This window comes from Methylobacterium gnaphalii (genome assembly GCF_007992215.1).
GTDB classification, from domain to species: Bacteria; Pseudomonadota; Alphaproteobacteria; order Rhizobiales; family Beijerinckiaceae; genus Methylobacterium; species Methylobacterium gnaphalii.
The window spans coordinates 1-13,652 of sequence record NZ_BJZV01000052.1 but is presented as its reverse complement, the minus strand read 5'-3'; the positions used below and the strand labels follow the sequence as shown (position 1 = coordinate 13,652).

General features: G+C 64.5%; 18 protein-coding genes. 8 read left to right on the top strand and 10 right to left on the bottom strand.

Annotated features, from left to right (window positions below; genetic code table 11):
* Both MGN01_RS22070 and MGN01_RS22065 read right to left on the bottom strand, forming a co-directional pair.
* On the bottom strand, positions 1-82 hold an 82-nt coding region (locus MGN01_RS22070; protein ID WP_147048964.1), incomplete at its 3' end, for a CoA transferase.
* A gap of 84 nt (positions 83-166) precedes the next feature.
* The gene (locus MGN01_RS22065) at positions 167-607 is read right to left on the bottom strand and encodes a PAS domain-containing protein (protein WP_147048963.1); all 441 of its coding nucleotides are present in this window, start codon (positions 605-607) and stop codon (positions 167-169) included.
* Between the two features lie 254 nt (positions 608-861).
* Between MGN01_RS22065 and MGN01_RS22060 the strand changes: the two genes are divergently transcribed.
* On the top strand, positions 862-1,305 hold the full coding sequence (locus tag MGN01_RS22060; RefSeq protein WP_147048962.1) for an OsmC family protein: 444 nt from the start codon (positions 862-864) through the stop codon (positions 1,303-1,305).
* 17 nt (positions 1,306-1,322) lie between these two features.
* A complete protein-coding gene (locus MGN01_RS22055) occupies positions 1,323-1,685 on the top strand; it encodes a YybH family protein (protein WP_147048961.1) in 363 nt (120 codons plus the stop codon).
* 8 nt (positions 1,686-1,693) lie between these two features.
* Here the strand turns inward: MGN01_RS22055 and MGN01_RS22050 are convergent, their stop codons facing one another.
* Complete coding sequence (locus MGN01_RS22050; RefSeq protein WP_373319225.1) at positions 1,694-2,875, bottom strand: lytic murein transglycosylase; 1,182 nt, start codon at positions 2,873-2,875, stop codon at positions 1,694-1,696.
* 155 nt (positions 2,876-3,030) lie between these two features.
* Positions 3,031-4,023, bottom strand: coding sequence for a UDP-glucose 4-epimerase GalE (gene galE, locus MGN01_RS22045; RefSeq protein WP_147048959.1), 993 nt, complete (start codon positions 4,021-4,023; stop codon positions 3,031-3,033).
* A gap of 212 nt (positions 4,024-4,235) precedes the next feature.
* Here galE and galU point away from each other — a divergent pair, with 212 nt between their 5' ends.
* Positions 4,236-5,096 (top strand): UTP--glucose-1-phosphate uridylyltransferase GalU, encoded by an 861-nt coding sequence (galU, locus tag MGN01_RS22040; protein WP_147048958.1) that lies wholly within the window; start codon positions 4,236-4,238, stop codon positions 5,094-5,096.
* An 85-nt stretch (positions 5,097-5,181) separates the two neighbouring features.
* On the opposite strand, the gene MGN01_RS22035 is transcribed toward galU, so the two are convergent.
* The gene (locus MGN01_RS22035; RefSeq protein ID WP_147048957.1) at positions 5,182-6,855 is read right to left on the bottom strand and encodes a formate--tetrahydrofolate ligase; all 1,674 of its coding nucleotides are present in this window, start codon (positions 6,853-6,855) and stop codon (positions 5,182-5,184) included.
* A 274-nt stretch (positions 6,856-7,129) separates the two neighbouring features.
* Between MGN01_RS22035 and MGN01_RS22030 the strand changes: the two genes are divergently transcribed.
* On the top strand, positions 7,130-7,483 hold the full coding sequence (locus MGN01_RS22030; protein ID WP_147048956.1) for a DUF3140 domain-containing protein: 354 nt from the start codon (positions 7,130-7,132) through the stop codon (positions 7,481-7,483).
* A 12-nt stretch (positions 7,484-7,495) separates the two neighbouring features.
* Here MGN01_RS22030 and aptA read toward each other — a convergent pair whose 3' ends face one another.
* Both aptA and MGN01_RS22020 read right to left on the bottom strand, forming a co-directional pair.
* Entirely contained in the window at positions 7,496-8,803 is a 1,308-nt protein-coding gene (gene aptA, locus MGN01_RS22025; RefSeq protein ID WP_147048955.1) for an omega-aminotransferase AptA, read from the bottom strand.
* 29 nt (positions 8,804-8,832) lie between these two features.
* Positions 8,833-9,054, bottom strand: a complete 222-nt coding sequence (locus MGN01_RS22020; protein ID WP_147048954.1) for a heavy-metal-associated domain-containing protein — start codon at positions 9,052-9,054, stop codon at positions 8,833-8,835.
* Positions 9,055-9,224: 170 nt separating this feature from the next.
* On the opposite strand from MGN01_RS22020, the gene MGN01_RS22015 reads away from it, so the two are divergent.
* Genes MGN01_RS22015 through MGN01_RS22000 form a run of 4 tightly spaced genes read left to right on the top strand, consistent with a single transcriptional unit; the run spans position 9,225 to position 12,040 of the window.
* Complete coding sequence (locus MGN01_RS22015) at positions 9,225-9,704, top strand: DUF2948 family protein (RefSeq protein WP_147048953.1); 480 nt, start codon at positions 9,225-9,227, stop codon at positions 9,702-9,704.
* On the top strand, positions 9,701-10,996 hold the full coding sequence (hisD, locus tag MGN01_RS22010; protein WP_147048952.1) for a histidinol dehydrogenase: 1,296 nt from the start codon (positions 9,701-9,703) through the stop codon (positions 10,994-10,996). The genes MGN01_RS22015 and hisD overlap by 4 nt, the downstream gene beginning before the upstream one ends.
* A gap of 40 nt (positions 10,997-11,036) precedes the next feature.
* Entirely contained in the window at positions 11,037-11,534 is a 498-nt protein-coding gene (locus tag MGN01_RS22005) for a UPF0262 family protein (RefSeq protein ID WP_147048951.1), read from the top strand.
* Positions 11,535-11,566: 32 nt separating this feature from the next.
* Positions 11,567-12,040, top strand: a complete 474-nt coding sequence (locus tag MGN01_RS22000; protein ID WP_147048950.1) for an arsenate-mycothiol transferase ArsC — start codon at positions 11,567-11,569, stop codon at positions 12,038-12,040.
* 44 nt (positions 12,041-12,084) lie between these two features.
* Here MGN01_RS22000 and MGN01_RS23835 read toward each other — a convergent pair whose 3' ends face one another.
* The 3 genes from MGN01_RS23835 to MGN01_RS23830 all read right to left on the bottom strand — a co-directional run.
* Positions 12,085-12,261, bottom strand: a complete 177-nt coding sequence (locus MGN01_RS23835) for a hypothetical protein (RefSeq protein ID WP_170246115.1) — start codon at positions 12,259-12,261, stop codon at positions 12,085-12,087.
* Positions 12,262-12,490: 229 nt separating this feature from the next.
* Positions 12,491-13,351: a C40 family peptidase gene (locus MGN01_RS21995; RefSeq protein WP_147048949.1), complete on the bottom strand. Its 861-nt coding sequence runs from the start codon at positions 13,349-13,351 to the stop codon at positions 12,491-12,493.
* Between the two features lie 52 nt (positions 13,352-13,403).
* The coding region (locus MGN01_RS23830; protein ID WP_210246097.1) for a hypothetical protein at positions 13,404-13,652 on the bottom strand (249 nt) is incomplete at its 5' end.

Below are 13,652 nucleotides of genomic sequence, written 5' to 3'. Positions count from 1 at the left end.
AAGCAAGGAGCTGCGTGCAGGCAGGACCAGCCTGAACGTGGGTGAAATCGATGATCTTGATGCCTTCCAACGGCTGAGTCATTTACGTCTTCTCCCTTATTTAGATTTCAAAGTCTGCTTTGGTGAACTCTTGCAAAGACCGCCAAGAAAAGCGGCTTCTACAACTCTAAGCTGGCGTCGCACTCAGCTCTGCTTCGAGGTCGGAAACACGGCGCTTCAAGCGCCGCTCCTCCTCCCAGCGCACGGTTTCGTCGCGGATGATCGCAGCGATACCGCTGACCTCTCCATCGGCTCCGTGGAGCATGCCGACGGTGAAGGCGATCGAGAGCTGGTGCCCGTCCTTGTGCAGGGCTGGGACCCTCAGAACATCGGCACCGTACTTGGTGGTGCCGGTACTCATGCTCTTGTGATAGCCGTCCCAGTGCCGACGGCGGTGACGGTCGGGCGTGATCAGGTCGAGGCTCTGGCCGAGGGCCTCAGCTTCGGAGAAGCCGAAAATCCGCTCCGCAGCCGGATTCCAGACGACGATTAGCCCCTCACGATCGGAGATGACGACACCATCGCCGATCGCGTCGACCAATCCCGACACGTCGAACGTCGACGGCATGTCAGACCGAGTGCCACGCACGCCGATGGGCTGGGCAATAATCGGTCATGGCGTTTGTCCTCCCGTTTGCCGAGACGAGGGCTCTCCCCAACGTTCGGTGACTCGGTGATTGGCATTTGGTATACCAGAGATCGAAGATGGGTCAAGACCATCGCCGCCTGGGTTCTGGACACGGGGGATACCGAGGGCGGGACCAATCGTTGTGAGGGCACGATCCGGCGTAGATGACCGGACCGAGGGAGGATCGAGCCAGCATGGCTCCGCAACCAACAATCACCATCACCCAGGTCAAAGGCTTCAAATTCCTGGTCGATTTCGGAGAAGCCTTCCCCAATCTCGTGACCGATGAACCCGAGCCGATCGGTCGCGGGGCAGGTCCTTCACCGGAACAATTGGTGATCGCAGGGGTCAGCAACTGCCTCTGTGCCAGCCTTGCCTTTGCCCTCGGCAAGTTCAAGCAGGAGGGAGGCGGCGTCTCTGCCCGCGCTGCGGCCCGGATCGAGCGCAACGACGAGCAACGGCTGCGGATCGGTGGCATCGATGTCGAGATCACGCTCGGCGCGGCGGCCGAGGGAATGCCGCGGATCGATCAGGTGCTGGCTCAGTTCGAGCGATTTTGTACGGTCTCGGAGAGCGTAAAGGCTGGCATTCCCGTCACCGTGTCTGTCCGCGACGGTCTCGGAGAACGCCTCAAATAATCACAGGAGAACGCCTGATGACGGATCATCACCATTCAGGAGCACGCGAGCCTCGCGAACTCGCCGGCCTCTTCAATACCCGCGCCAATGACGGCGATGTCGAGGGCTTGGTGGCCCTCTACGAGCCCGGTGCGGTTCTCGCAGCAGGCGACATCGTTGCAACGGGGCACACGGAGATCCGCCGGTTCTACACCGACCTCCTCGCGCGGAAATCGGAGTTTCCCGCAGCCGAGGAATTGCCGGCGATCGTCAACGGCGACTTGGCCCTGACCTTTGCTCGCCTCCCAAACGGCACCCTGTCCGTCGAGGCGGCGCGCCGGCAGGCGGACGGCACGTGGCGGTGGGCGATCGACCAGTTGAAGATCAAACCGAAGGCCTGAGCCTGGCCTCAGCGGCCGCCGCTCACATGCGTGAGCAGCGCCGGGCTGGCATAGCCATCCGCTGGCAGGCCGGACTTGATCTGGTACTGCCGCACGGCCTCTCGTAGCTTCGGACCGGCCCGGCCGTCGAAATCGCCTTTGTAGAAGCCGGCGGCCGCCAGTCCTTCCTGCAGCGTTTTCAGGCCTGCATTGTCGAGCCGCGCGGCGCTCGTCGGCCAGGGCGCTGCAAGCGCCGGTGCGCCCGAGAGTCGATCGGCGAGATGGCCGACGGCCAGGGCGTAGGAATCGCTCGTGTTGTAGATCCGGATCACCTCGAAATTGTCGGTGATCAGGAAGACCGGGGCCCCGAGGCCACCGGGCAGGAACAGGCTGCCAGCCCCCGTCGCGGGCAGCGGCTTGCCGTCGGTGCGCTTCACACCGCGGCGGCCAAACTCCGCCAGATCGCCCTTGTAGCGGGTGAGATCGAAATCCGGCGGCAGGCGAACCTCGTAGCCCCACGAATAGGCCGGGTTCCAGCCAATCTCGCGCAGGTAATGGCCGATCGAGGCGAGCGAATCCGTCTGCGAGCCCCAGATGTCGCGGTGGCCGTCGCCGTCGAAATCCACCGCGTATTTCAGGAAGACGGAGGGCAGGAACTGCACCTGCCCCATGGCGCCGGCCCAAGAGCCCTTCATCTTCTCGGGTGTGACGTCGCCACGCTGCAGAATCTCCAGCGCCGCGAGCAGTTCAGGGCGAAAAAAGTCGCCTCGGTGCCGAACATAGGCGAGGCTCGCCAGCGAGCGCACGATTGGAAGCGTGCCAGAGCTGGTGCCGAAATCCGACTCGATGCCCCAGAAGCCCAGCATCACCCAGCGCGGCACGCCGTAGGCTTTCTCGATCCTGCCGAGCGTATCGGAGAGCCGCGCGGCATGGGCGCGGCCCCGGTCGAGTCGACCGGGCGAGATCGCGCCGACGAGATATTCCCAGACCGGCCGGCTGAACTCGCCCTGCTTCTTGGTGCGCCCGATGACGTCGGTGTCCGGCACGGTGACGTCGCGGAAGGCGGCGTCGAACGTCGCCTGCGAAATGCCGCGGGCCTGGGCCTCGGCGCGGAGGCCATCGATAAATGCGCGAAAATCAGCGTCGGCTATAGCAGCGAAAGCGCGACGGTTTCCGCTGCAGGCGGCAAGAGCCAAAGCTGCGACCAGCAGGGAGCGACGGTCGAGCCGCCCCCCTCCCCTCTCTGCGGGAAAGGTGCGGGAGAGTGGAGCACTCCTTCTGGAGCTGTCGCCCCGCTGTCTCGGCCCGCTTCCCGGCCCCTCTTCTTCCCCAGAGGCGAGAGGGTTCTGGCTGGCCCGCACCGTCATCACCTGCGATTCCGCTTTCCCAACGCATCCTCCCAGGCGAGCGCCTGGCGTACGATCCCGTCGAGATCGTCGTGTTTCGGCGTCCAGCCGAGCTCGTTGCGGATGCGGTCTGCACCGGCAATGATCTGAGCCGGATCACCGGCGCGGCGGAGGGAGAGCCGTACCTCGAAATCCTTGCCCGAGACGCGCTTCACCACCTCGACGACCTCCAGCACAGAATAGCCGCGCCCGTAGCCGCAATTCAGCGTCAGACTCTCGCCGCCGTTTCGGAGATGGTTCAGCGCCACGAGGTGCGCCTCGGCGAGATCGCTCACCTGGATGTAGTCGCGCAGGCAGGAGCCGTCCGGCGTCGGATAGTCGGTGCCGAACACCTCGAGATGTGTGCGCTGGCCGAGAGCGGCCTGCGTCGCCACCTTGATCAGGTGCGTGGCATTCGGTGTCGATTGGCCGGAGCGCCCGCGCGGATCGGCACCGGCTACGTTGAAGTAGCGCAGGATGACGTAGCTGAAACCGTGTGCCTTGGCTGCGTCGGCGATCATCCACTCGCTCATCAGCTTCGAGCGGCCATAGGGGTTGATCGGGTTGGTGGCCAGGGTTTCCGGCACCGGCACGACCTCGGGCTCGCCATAGACGGCCGCCGTTGAGGAAAAGATGACGTGCTTCACGCCCTCCCTCACCGCCGTCTCGATCAGCGCCCGCGTCTTTACCGTGTTGGCGAGGTAGTAGTGCAGCGGGTCGGCAACCGAATCCGGCACGACGATCCGCGCCGCGAAATGGGCCAGTGCGTCGATCTTGTGCTCGCGGATGGTCCTGGCGACGAGTTCTTGGTCGGCTACGTCACCGATCACCAGGGTTACCTCGGGCGGCAGCGCCCAGTCGAAGCCAGTAGAAAGATCGTCGATCACCACGACGTCATCGTGCCCGGCATCGATCAGCGCGAGCACCATGTGGCTGCCGATGTACCCGGCGCCGCCTGTGACCAGTACCGCCATGTCGTGAAGCGTCCTCTCCCGTGCCGGCGAAAGCTACACAACGGCACGCCTTTCATGAAGCATGTTGGACCGAGGCGAGGGATCCTCCTCCGAAGGATGCGCATGAATTTCAATGCGTAAGCCAGCCTGAGCAGTGAACTGTGCCGGCGGCGTGCTATGTTAAGCTCAGCAACAACATATCCCGACGCACGCCACCAACGGGTCCGACATCGATGAAGAAAATCCGCAAGGCCGTTCTCCCCGTCGCCGGCCTCGGCACGCGCTTCCTTCCGGCGACCAAGGCGGTGCCGAAAGAGATGCTCACAGTCGTCGACCGGCCGGTGGTTCAGCACGTCGTCGATGAGGCGCGTGAGGCTGGGATTGAGCACTTCATCTTCGTCACGGGCCGCGGCAAGGCGGTCATCGAGGACCATTTCGACATTGCCTTCGAACTCGACGCCATGTTGCAGGAGCGCGGCAAGACGGCAGCCTTCGAGGAGTTGAAGAAGGACCTGCCCAAGGCAGGCCAGACCAGCTTCACCCGCCAGCAGGCGCCGCTCGGCCTCGGCCATGCCGTGTGGTGCGCCCGCGAAATCGTCGGCGACGAGCCCTTCGCGGTGCTGCTTCCAGACATGCTGAGCCGCGGCTGCATGGGCCAGATGCTCGCGGCTTACGAAAAGCACGGCGGCAACATCATCGCCGTTGAAGAGGTGAAGCCGGAGGAGACGCACCAATACGGCATCGTCTCGGTGGGCGAGACTTATGGTCAGACCTTCGAGATCACCGGCATGGTCGAGAAGCCGAAGCAGGGCACTGCGCCCTCGAACTTCATCATCTCCGGCCGCTACATCCTTCAGCCCGAGGTTTTCTCGATCCTGGAGCACGGCAAGAAGGGCGCAGGCGGCGAGATTCAGCTCACCGATGCGATGATCGACCTGATGGCCGACCAGAAGTTTTACGGGATGCGCTACGAGGGCAAGACCTATGACACCGGCTCGAAGATCGGCTTCCTGACGGCCAACATCGCCTACGGGCTGCAGCGGCCGGATCTGAGGGATGCGCTGACGGCCGAGATCAAGGCATTGCTCGGTTGAAATTGCGCGACTGTCATTCCGGGTCCGCGCAGCGGAACCCGGAATGACGGGGAGAGGCTAAAGTCCCTCCCCTCTCAATTGGTGGCTAGAACAACCCGTCGATCTGGCCCTTTTCGTCGAGCCGGATCGAGTCCGCCGCCGGCACCTTGGGTAGGCCCGGCATGGTCATGATCTCCCCGCAGATCACCACGACGAAGCCGGCGCCGGCGGAGAGGCGCACGTCGCGTACCGCAATGACGTGGCCGGACGGTGCGCCGATCAGTGCCGGATCGGTGGAGAACGAGTACTGCGTCTTTGCCATGCAGACCGGAAGGTTGCCGTAGCCATCCTTCTCGAAGCCGGCGAGCTTGGTGGCGGCCTTCGACTCGATGTTCACGTCGGACGCGCCGTAAAGCTTCGTCGCGATCGTCTTGACCTTGTCGGACAGCTTGCTCTCGAGTTCATAGACGAAATTCAGCGGCTTCTGCTCACCCTCGGCGAGCTTCACCACGGCGTTCGCAAGCTCTTCCGCTCCCGCACCGCCGTCAGCCCAGTGCTTGCAGGTAATCGCCTCGACCTGGAGCTGGTCGCGGCACAGCTCCTTCAGCCTAGCGTGTTCGGCATCGGTGTCCTGGAAGAAGTGGTTCACGCCCACCACGACCGGCAGGCCGAAGTTGCGCATGTTGGTGACGTGGCGAGCGAGATTTTCGAACCCCTTCTCGAGGGCGCCGATGTTCTCGGTGCCGAGTTCCTTCTTGTTCACGCCGCCATGCATCTTGAGCGCGCGCACGGTGGCGACGATCACCACCGCGGACGGGGCGAGGCCGGTCTGGCGACACTTGATGTCGATGAACTTCTCCGCACCGAGATCGGCGCCGAAGCCCGCCTCGGTCACCACGTAATCGCCGAGCTTGAGCCCGGTCTGAGTGGCGATCACCGAGTTGCAGCCATGCGCGATATTGGCGAAGGGGCCGCCGTGGATCAGGGCGGGGTTGCCCTCCAGCGTCTGCACGATGTTGGGCTGCAGGGCGTCCTTCAGCAGCACGGTCATCGCGCCGGTGGCCTTGACGTCCTTGAGCGTCACCGGCTTGCGGTCGCGGCTTTCGGCGATGACGATCTTGCCCAGCCGCTCTTCGAGGTCGGCGAGGTCCTTGGCGAGGCAGAACACTGCCATGACCTCCGAGGCCACGGTGATGTCGAAGCCGTCCTCGCGCGGGAAGCCGTTGGCCACGCCGCCAAGAGACTGGGTGATGGCGCGCAGTGCCCGGTCGTTCATGTCAACCACGCGGCGCCAGTGGATGCGGCGCACATCGATGTTCAGTTCGTTGGCCCAGTAGACGTGATTGTCGATGAGCGCAGCGGCGAGCGAATGGGCTGAAGTGATGGCGTGGAAATCACCGGTGAAGTGCAGGTTGATCTGCTCCATCGGCACGACCTGCGCCTTACCGCCGCCGGCAGCGCCGCCCTTCATGCCGAAACACGGACCCAGCGAGGGCTCACGGATGCAGATCACCGCCTTCTTGCCGATGCGGTTGAGTGCGTCGCCAAGGCCCACGGTGGTTGTCGTCTTGCCCTCGCCCGCCGGGGTCGGCGAGATCGCGGTGACGAGCACCAGCTTGCCCTGCGGCTTGTCGGCGAGCGAGGCGATGAAACCGTGGTCGATCTTGGCGATATGCTTGCCGTAATTGTGCAGCGCCTCATCCGGGATGCCCACCTTGGCGGCGACCTCGGCGATGGGCTTCAGCGTCGCCGCGCGGGCGATCTCGATATCTGAGGGCATATCCTCTCCTTGTTCTTGGTTTGGGCGTCGCGGAGATGTCTGGCGAGGTCAGGCAGGTGTGGCCCGAGCCGTAAAATCCTCAACGGCCGAGATAAACGGTTCCGTTGGTTTTGGTCGAGGGCGCGCAAAAAAGCGCGTCGGATTTTTTGGAGGTTTTTCCGAAATTAAATTTGAGCACTTCCAGCGTTCCTGCCGGTCGCGTCGTACAATCAGGAACCAGCCTGCGCGGTGTCCATTATCCGGCAAGTATGGATAGCGGCAGAGGACGCACCTCATGGCGGGTGGAAGAAGCGACGAGCAGGCCGCGACTTACAAGGAATTCAAGGAAGTCGTGAACATGACGGCCTCGGCTCTCCAGAAATTCCTCGATACGGACGAGAGCCGAGCCGTCGGACAGAAGACGGATGGCGGCGAGGCGACCGGCCACAAGGAGGGACGCCGTATCGTCGACATGCTCAACAAATCGAAGGCCGACCTCACGGATGACGACTACGCTCATATGAAGAAGGTCGTCGGCTACGTGCACCGCCATCTCAAGCAGGGCGGCCCGAAGGACAAGGACGCGGTGAAGGATTCACCCTGGCGACTGTCGTTGATGAATTGGGGTCACGATCCGCTGAAGGGGTGAGAGCCTGAGCGTTCAGGCCACGGCCCGGAGGACCGCCCGCGTCTTCTCTATCAGCTCGCCGATCTCGTCTTCACTGACGATCAGCGCCGGACAGAGCGTCAGCGTGTCACCCGAGATGCGGATGACGAGATCGTTCTCGTTGAAGGCCTGGACCATGGCATCGTAGCCGCGCGTGCCGGCCATATCGGTTCTCGATGCGAGTTCGATGGCCGCCGCGAGTCCAACGACGCGGATGTCGAGCACGTTGGGCTCCTCACGCAGACTCATCACAGCTTGCGCAAAGACCGGCTCTACGGCGCGGGCACGCGCGAACAGGCCCGCGTCCCTGTAGAGGTCGAGCGCGGCGAGGCCTGCGGCGCAGGCGAGCGGGTGGCCGGAATAGGTGTAGCCGTGAAACAGCTCGATTGCCCGTTCCGGCCCCTGCATCAGCGCCGTATGGATCTCTTCGCCCACGATGACGCCGCCGAGCGGGACGGTCCCATTGGTCACGCCTTTCGCGAAGCAGATCATGTCCGGCGTCACGCCGAAGCGCTCGGCCGCGAAGGCGAAACCGAGCCGACCGAAGCCAGTGATCACCTCGTCGAAAATCAGCAGGATGCCATGCCGATCGCAGATCGCCCGCAGACGCTGTAGGTAGCCCTTCGGCGGGGCCAGCACGCCGGTCGAGCCAGCCATGGGCTCCACGATCACCGCGCAGATCGTGGAGGCATCGTTGAGGGCGACGATCCGCTCCAATTCGTCGGCCAAATGCGCACCCCATTCGGGCTCGCCGATGGAGAACGCCTGATGCTCGCGGTCATAGGTGTGCGGCAGGTGATCGATGCCCGACAGGCCGTGCCCGAAGGCCTTGCGGTTGGCGGGAAGACCGCCGACCGAGATGCCGCCGAAGCCGGTTCCATGATAGGCGCGCTCACGGCCGATCAGTCGGGTCCGGCCGCCCTCGCCTCGCGCATGGCGATAGGCGAGCGCGATTTTGAGCGCGGTATCGATGGCTTCCGAGCCGGAATTGCAGAAGAAGACGTGATCGAGATCGCCCGGCGCCAGCGCCGCGATCCGCGAAGCCAGTGCGAAGGCGCCCTCGTGGCCGAACTGAAAGGGCGGAGCGTAGTCGAGTTGCGCAGCCTGATGCTGGATCGCCGCGACGATGGGAGCGCGGTTGTGCCCGGCATTGCAGCACCAAAGCCCCGAGATGCCGTCGAGCAATTGCCGCCCGTCCGGTGTGCGGTAGTGCATCCCCTCCGCGCTCGCAATCATGCGCGGATCGCGGTTGGCGGTGAAGGGCATCCACCACGCGTCGAGGTCGTTTCGGGACGTGGTCATCAGGCGACCATTCGGCGCAACTCGACCGATCAGCCGGTCATTGCGGTTGCGGCATACCCAGCCTTGTCGAGCGCCTGAGCAATGTCGAGACTCTGAGCGCGGGTGGTGGCCGCGATCCGGCCGTGTTCCAGGTCGACCGCAACTTCCGCTTCCGGATCGAGCCGCTGGATCGCCCTGCGAACGGATTGCACGCAGCCGTCGCAGGTCATGCCCTCGACTTTCATGATGAGTTCGGTGCGGTCGGGATCCATGTGACGCCTTTCGGTTGCCTTCCGCTACATGTCGGTGCGGTCAGGGCAACGGCAAGCACCCGTATGCCGAGACCGGCCTGCATCGCAGTTGCCGCGAGAGAGGTGCCTCGCTACCTACACCCCAATCTATCGCCGGCCGTATCCATGTGCCGCCCTCACCGGAGTCCCTCGTGGAGCTTTTGAAGCTCGCCGCCCTCGATGCAGAGGATCTCGCCGTCATCTCCGCGCATCTGCAGGATGCGATTCTGCGGGCAGGCGACTTCGCCTGGCTCGCGGGCGAGCGCCGTTTCGTGATGGTCGGCCGCCGCTTCGACCGCGCGACCGCGCCGGGCGAAGCACCGCGGCGCCGGCTGGCCGGTGTGCATTTCGAGCGGGTGATGGGCGTGAAGACGCGGGGAATCGTTCCGGGTAAGAGCTCGGACGAGACCTTGAGCCTGCTTGCGATCACCTTCGAGCCCTCCGAGCCACCCTCCGGCACCATCACGCTGGTCTTCGCCGGCGGTGCTGCCATCCGGCTCGATGTCGAATGCATCGAGGTGCGTATGAAAGACCTCGGCCCAATCTGGGAGGCCGAGGGCCGGCCGGACCACGACGCCGAACAGGCCAGCCGGGCCGCACTCCAGGGCCAGACCCGAGACCTCACATCATGATCCGCCTCGACAGCCGCGCCGCCGATTTCAGCGACGCCTTCGCCCGTCTGCTCAGCGTCAAGCGCGAAATCTCGGAGGATGTCGACGAGACCGTGCGCGGCATCATCGCCGGCGTCGTCTCGGGCGGCGACGCGGCGCTCGTGGATTATAGCCGCCGCTTCGACCGGCTCGGCGAGGATTTTTCAGAAGCCACGTTGCGCTTCACGGACGAGGAGATCGAGGCCGCCATGGCCCAGTGCCCGCCAGCGACGCTGGCAGCGCTGCGCCTCGCTGCAGAGCGCATCGAAACCTATCACCGCCTGCAAATCCCAGAGGATTACATCGCCACTGACGATCTCGGCGTCACCTCAGGCTGGCGCTGGACGGCGCTTGAATCCGTCGGGCTCTACGTGCCGGGCGGGACGGCAAGTTATCCCTCCTCCGTGCTGATGAACGCGATCCCGGCTCGCGTCGCCGGCGTGCCACGCGTCGCCATGGTGGTGCCGACGCCCGAGGGCCGGCTCAATCCGCTGGTGCTCGCCGCAGCGCAGATCTCCGGCGTTACCGAGATCTTTCGCATCGGCGGCGCGCAGGCCGTAGCGGCCCTGGCTTACGGCACCCAGAGCGTGGCACCGGTGGCGAAGATCGTCGGGCCGGGCAACGCCTACGTAGCGGCGGCCAAGCGCCGGGTCTTCGGCCAGGTGGGCATCGACATGATCGCCGGCCCCTCCGAGGTGCTGATCCTGGCCGACGGCCACGCCAATCCGGACTGGATTGCCGCCGATCTTCTCGCTCAGGCCGAGCATGACGAGGCGGCCCAGGCCATCTTGATCACCACTTCCGACACGCTGGCCGAGCAGGTCGAGCAGGCGGTCGAACGTGCGCTTGGCACCATGTCACGCGAAAAGATCGCGCGGGCGAGCTGGCGCGATTACGGCGCCATCATCACCGTCGCGAATTTCGACGAAGCCGTGCCGCTGGTCGACCGGCTCGCGCCCGAGCATCTCGAGATCGAGACCGAAGATGCCGAGGCCCTCTCCCTGAAAATCAGAAATGCCGGCGCGATCTTCCTCGGCTCGCACACGCCCGAGGCGATCGGAGATTATGTCGGCGGCCCGAACCATGTGCTGCCCACCGCTCGCTCAGCGCGCTTCTCTTCTGGCCTTTCGGTGCTCGATTTCATGAAGCGCACCTCCATCCTGCGCTGCGATCCTGCGGCCTTGAGGGCGCTCGGCCCCGCGGCGATCGCCCTCGGGCACTCGGAAGGCCTGGACGGCCACGCCCGCTCGGTCGCGATCCGATTGAACCTCTGATAGGCCTTTCCGGACGCGAAGCTGAGAGAAGACGACGGCGATGCCGGCCGAAGCGAAAGACACGAACGCCTCGACCAACCGCCTCGTGGCGGTCAGCCTCGACGAGGCTTCGATCAGCCGTGGCAATCCCGACCAGGAGCACGAGCGCGCCATCGCGATCTTCGACATCCTCGAAGAGAACTCGTTCACGCTTCCGGGCCGCGATCTTGGCCCCTACTCGCTGGTGATCGGACTGGTTGAGAACAAGCTGTCCTTTGCCATCTCGACCGAGAGCGGCGAGCCGGTAATGACCCACCTGCTCTCGCTCTCGCCATTTCGTCGGGTCATCCGCGACTACGAAATGGTCTGCGAGAGCTATTACAGTGCCATCCGCACTGCCTCCCCGACCCAGATCGAGGCGATCGACATGGGCCGGCGCGGCTTGCACAACGAAGCCTCGGAACTGCTGAAGCAGCGTCTCGACGGCAAGGTCGATCTCGACCACCAGACCGCCCGGCGGCTGTTCACCCTGGTCTTCGCCTTGCATTGGAAGGGTTGATGGGCGGACGCCGCTCGTCCTGAGGAACCGGCATGGCGGACGAGGCTCCCCCTGGCGGCCCGGCGAAGAAACGGCGGGTCCAGGCCGTGCTGTTCATGTGCAACTTCAACGCCGTGCGTTCGCTCGCAGCGGAAGCGATCGCGCGCCACTATTTCGGCAAGTCGATCTACGTGCAGTCGGCCGGCGTTCGCACTGGCGAGCCGCGCGACCCCTTCATGGTAGCCGCCCTCGACGAGATCGGTATCGACGCCTCGCGCCACAAGCCGCGCACCGTGGAAGAGCTGGAGGAGTGGGAAGGCCTGAACTTCGACCTGATCATCACGCTGTCACCTGAGGCGCACCACAAGGCGATCGCGCTCACGCATACGCTGGCGGCCGATGTCGAGTACTGGCCGACGCCCGACCCGACGATCAATCAGGAGGGCACCCGGGACCAGCGGATGGATGGCTACCGCGACGTGCGCGACGGCCTGATCTATCGCATTAAGTCCCGATTAAAGAGCTGAACCTCGTCATTGCCCCAGGCATCAAACAGAAACGCTGGAAGAATTTACTTCTCGGCTTGAACCGGCTTGGCAGCGGCAGCGGTCGCAGCGCGCTCGGCCCAGGATGCCCGCAGATCCTTGACCATCTGCGTCACGAACATCTCGAACGACATGTACGAGAAGACCGCGATGCAGATCAGAAGGGCGAGAGAGACCAGGGTCTTGGCGGTTGCGACGTCCACGGCAAAGTATCCCAGAACGATATGTCAGGCGACGATTTGAAGAAGAAAACCTGACCTTTCGTGCGCCTAACGGTTGGTTTTCGTATGAACCGGCCAGACACCGAATGCCGTGTGCGGACGCACCCCACCCGGCGCCATACAAGTTTTTGCCTGCGTGCCCGATGACTTCGCAAAATGCGATGCGGCAAACCGAGAGTCTTCGTTGGATCGGTCGATCGGCGAGGATTGACTACGGCGCGACCTGAGAGAGGCGCCGGATCGATGTGACGGCGCCGAAGCTCTTCTCGGCGATCCGCTCCACTGCCTCGCGCAGGGGCTCCACGGCGACGGCCATATGGTGGCCGTTGGCGTGGATGAGCTGACTGCCATCGAGCATCAGCCCGACATGCCCCTTCCAGAACACGAGATCGCCGCGCTGGAGGTCATCGAGACCGGCAGGCAAGGCTTCGCCGAGAGCGGCCTCCTGCATGTCGGTATCGCGGGGACATGCGACGCCCGCCATCAGCAGGGAGAGCTGTACGAGCCCCGAGCAATCGAGGCCGAGGCTGGTCCGGCCGCCCCAGAGATATGGGGTATCGATCAGCCGTTCCGCAGTTGCGCAGAAATCCGGCTGCCGATGCTGGAGATCGCGCACATGCGCCGCAAACACATAGGCCTCTGGCCCGATACGGAGGAAGTCGCCTTCACACTCCTCCGCGGCGAAGCTGGCGCCGAGGCTGAGATAGCCGATAGTCGGCCGTTTCATGTTGGGTTCGGGGTAGAGGAAGGTGCGTAAGGCTGTCACCCGGTACGTCGGAACCGGATCGGCCGAGCCAAGGGCATCCTCGGGCAGGTAGCCGACATAGCCGTCGAGCCCGAGTTGCACGAAGGCGAAGCCATCACGCTCCTCATAGACCGTCACAGGCTCGCCCATTACGGCCTCGGTATCGACGCCAGCCGACGCCGAGGGGGTTCCGCGGAGCGGGGCCGAGGGGACAACCACTCGCCGAGCCCACCCATCGACGAACCGCTCCGCCTCGACGATCCCGCGCAGACGGCTATCGGCGAGGCCGGCACGGAGCGGGGTAAGGCGGGGATCGCGCGTATTCATGGCGGCGGCATCCGATGCCAGACCGCCCCGCTCCGTCAAGCGAGGAGTGACGTCAGGCCGGCTCGTCGGGTCCGGTTGCGCTCGGCTCGACCTCGTCGGCGGTGTAGCCCTCCAGCCAGTCGAGGCTCGACTGGCTTCCTGCCGGATACGGATTGTCGGAATCCGGCCTGTTGGCGGCCTTGGCCGCCCTGCCCTCGTCGTAGATCGACCGGGATACAACAGCCATGGCGATGCCCTCCGAGGTTGCTTCAGACAAAGCGGCGGGCGCGACGCGGGTTCCGTACATCCACAGCTCCGGCCC